A 3271-nucleotide genomic window follows, 5' to 3' on the forward strand; every position below is an offset into this window, starting at 1 on the left:
ACCCGGCCCGACCGAGCCCACGCGGCCGGTGCCGCTGCCACAGGCCCGACCGAGCCCACGCGGCCGGTGCCGCTGCCACAGGAAGGAAAACAACACGTGACGGAGCAGCACGCCGAGAAACCGGAATTCGGCTCCGGCAGCGAGCCGCCCGCGCTGCGGCTGACCGGCCTGCACAAGGAGTTCGGTGACAATGTCGCCGTCCGGCAAGTCGATCTGACCGTCTCCCGGGGTTCCTTCTTCGGCCTCGTCGGACCCAACGGCGCCGGCAAGACGACGGCCCTGTCCATGGCCGTCGGCCTGCTGCGCCCGGACGGCGGCCGCTGCGAGGTCTTCGGCGTCGACGTCTGGTCCGACCCGGTCCGGGCCAAGACACTGCTGGGTGTGCTGCCCGACGGCCTGTCGATGCCGGAGCGGCTCACCGGCCGTGAACTGCTGACGTTCACCGGCCAGCTGCGCGGCATCGAACCCGCCGAGCTCACCCGGCGGGTCGACGAGCTGCTGGAGGTCATGCAGCTCACCGAGGCCGAACGCACCCTGGTCGTCGACTACTCCACCGGAATGCGCAAGAAGATCGGACTCGCCACCGCGCTGCTGCACCGGCCGCGGCTGCTGGTGCTGGACGAGCCGTTCGAGGCGGTCGACCCGGTCTCGGCCGTGGCACTCAAGACGATCCTGCAGCGCTTCGTCGCGTCCGGCGGATCGGCCGTCCTGTCCAGCCATGTCATGCCGCTGGTCGAGCAGCTCTGCGACACGGTCGCCGTCATGGCCGGCGGCGACGTGGTGGCCGCCGGGACGCTGGACGAGGTACGCGGCGACAGCACACTCGAGGAGGCCTTCGTCCGTCTCGTCGGGGCCGAGGCGAAGACGGGAGAGGGCCTGTCGTGGCTGGCGTCCTGATTCGGATGAAGTTGCGGCTCATCCGCAACTCCATGACCGGCGGCAAGGCCGTCTGGATGGTCACCGGCGCGATCCTGGGCCTGATGTTCGCCGCGGCCACCGTCGCCCTGGCGTTCGTCCGGCTCGAGACCCCGGGACTGGTCTCCGACCTGCTCGCCGTGACGTTCCTGATCTGGACCCTCGGCTGGATGGTCGGTCCGCTGTGGGGCGGCTCGGCAGTCCTCCGCAACGACCACTTCGCGCTGCTGCCGCTGCCCCGCCGCGGCCTCGCCCTCGGACTGCTCGCGGCCGCCTTCGTCGGCATCACCACCGTGGTGACGGCCCTGGCGTTCCTCGGCCTCGTCGTCCACGGCATCCGCTCCGGCCTGGGACCGGCCCTGGTGTCGGTCCCGGCCGCCGCCGCGCAACTGGTGTTCGTGGTCCTGCTGTCGAGGGTCACCCACGCCCTGTTCGGGGCGGTCGCCGGCTCCCGGTTCGGTGCCTTCGTGACCGGCCTGCTGTTCGCGGCGATGCTGGTGCTCACCCAGTCCGGCTGGATGCTCGTGGTGGCCGTCGTCGCGTCCCGGGTGACCGAGACCGGGTTCTCCGGCTTCGTGTCGACCGCGATCCGTTCCGTCCCGTCCGGGTGGGGCGTGGCCGCCGTCGACGCCGCCGACAGCGGCGACTGGTGGCAGTCGCTCGGCGCCCTGGCCGGACTCGTCGCCCTGTGCGTTCTGCTGCTGGCCGTCTGGAGCCGCACCCTCGGCCAGGCCCGGCACGGCCGCTCCGTCGTCCGCGGGAGCGCACGCCGGGCCGCCCCCGCGCGCGGCGCTCTCTCCGGCGCGACCGGGGCCGTGGTCCGCAAGGAACTGCGGACCTGGCTGCGCGACCCGCAGCGCGTCACCATGGCGGTCACGCCGCTGGCCTGGGCCCTGGGGACGGCACTGCTGCCGCTCACCTTCGACACCGGCCTGCTGCTGCCCTGGGCGGGCCCGGCACTTCCGGTGATGGTCGTCGCGACCGCCTACAACCTGTACAGCCAGGACGGGACGAGCCTGTGGCTCACCCTCACCACGGGCAGCCAGCGCGCCGACGTCCGCGGCCGGCAGTGGGCGTGCCTGCTGCTGTTCGGCCCGCTGACCGTCGCGGTGACGGTCGTATGCACCGCGGCGAGCGGGTACTCCTGGACCTGGCCGTGGGTCGCCGCCCTCGTCCCGGCCCTGCTCGGCGGCGGTATCGGCCTGACGTCGTACGCGTCGGTCACGGCCCTCGTGCCCGGCCCGGACGCCCACAAGCGGCCCGACAGCCCCCTCGACCGGGCCGACACGACCGGGCCCTCCAACGCGCTGTTCTTCGTCGCCCTCCTGCCCGCCGTGCCGGCGGCCGGCGTCGTCGCCCTCGGCACCGTCCTCGACAACTCCCTCGTCGGCTGGCTCGGCGCCCCGGTCGGTGTGGCCACCGGTGTCCTGCTCGCCCTCCGGCTGGGGCGGGTCGCCGCCGACCGGCTCACCGCACACGGCCCCGAACTGCTCCTCCTGATGCGGACCGGACGCCCCGCGACCCCGGGAACGGCGGGCGAGGCCTCGGCGGGCACGGGGAATGCGGGCGCGGCGACGCGCGTCAAGCCGCAGCTCACCCGGCGCCAGGAAGTGGTCACGCTCCTGTCCTGGGTGTTCGGCGGCCTGGCGCTCTTCCCGCAGGGCCTGGTGCCCCTGATCTTCCTGCTCGCCGACGTCGACGCGAAGGTCTGGTTCCTGGCCCTCTACACACCCGACCCCTGGTCCTGGGCGGTCGCACTGGTCATGATCGCCGTCGGCGTCACGCTGTTCATCCGGGCCGTCCGCCTCTCGACCGGCCGGGCCGGCGGCAAGCCGGCGGCACCCCAGGAGAACGGTGGAGAGGCCACGGACCCGTCCCACAGCCGTCACCCGGAACGCGAATCCACCTGACCCACCCCGACCACGGCACCACTCCGGTATTCCGTCCCTCCGACATTCCCACCCGTCCGACACGCCACCTGTCCGGCGTTCCACCCGTCCGACATGCCACCCTTGGCGTTCCACGCGCGCGGCATTCCCTCATTCCCTCGATCCGACCCCCTCCCACTTCACCCTTTCACCGTTCGACCATTTCCAGGTCCGGCCGTTCCGACGCTCCGTCATTTCGCCGTTCCCCTTTTCGCCGCTCCCCCGTTCCACCGCTCGTTCCGCGTTCTCCGGGAATTCATCTCCCGGGGACATTGAGGGGCCGATTAGGGGTTGCCGTATCAGTGCTTTGATCTCCTAATCTGATCCTGGTCTCCGTTCTCCGCAGCTCTGGGCTGCTGGGTCGCAGAGGGCTGTTGGGTTCAGGCTTGACATTTCTACCCACTGCCCCGGAAGTAAGGTGGATTCGG

The 3271-nt window shown here is 71.8% G+C and carries 2 protein-coding genes; both read left to right on the top strand.

The window, feature by feature from the left end:
- The first annotated feature begins 96 nt into the window (after positions 1-96).
- Entirely contained in the window at positions 97-897 is an 801-nt protein-coding gene (locus OG306_RS01810) for an ABC transporter ATP-binding protein (RefSeq protein ID WP_266753724.1), read from the top strand.
- A gap of 5 nt (positions 898-902) precedes the next feature.
- The gene (locus tag OG306_RS01815) at positions 903-2825 is read left to right on the top strand and encodes a hypothetical protein (RefSeq protein WP_266753722.1); all 1923 of its coding nucleotides are present in this window, start codon (positions 903-905) and stop codon (positions 2823-2825) included.
- The last annotated feature ends 446 nt before the right edge of the window (positions 2826-3271 follow it).

Origin of the sequence: Streptomyces sp. NBC_01241, assembly GCF_041435435.1 — a bacterium.
In the GTDB taxonomy this organism is placed as follows: Bacteria; Actinomycetota; Actinomycetes; order Streptomycetales; family Streptomycetaceae; genus Streptomyces.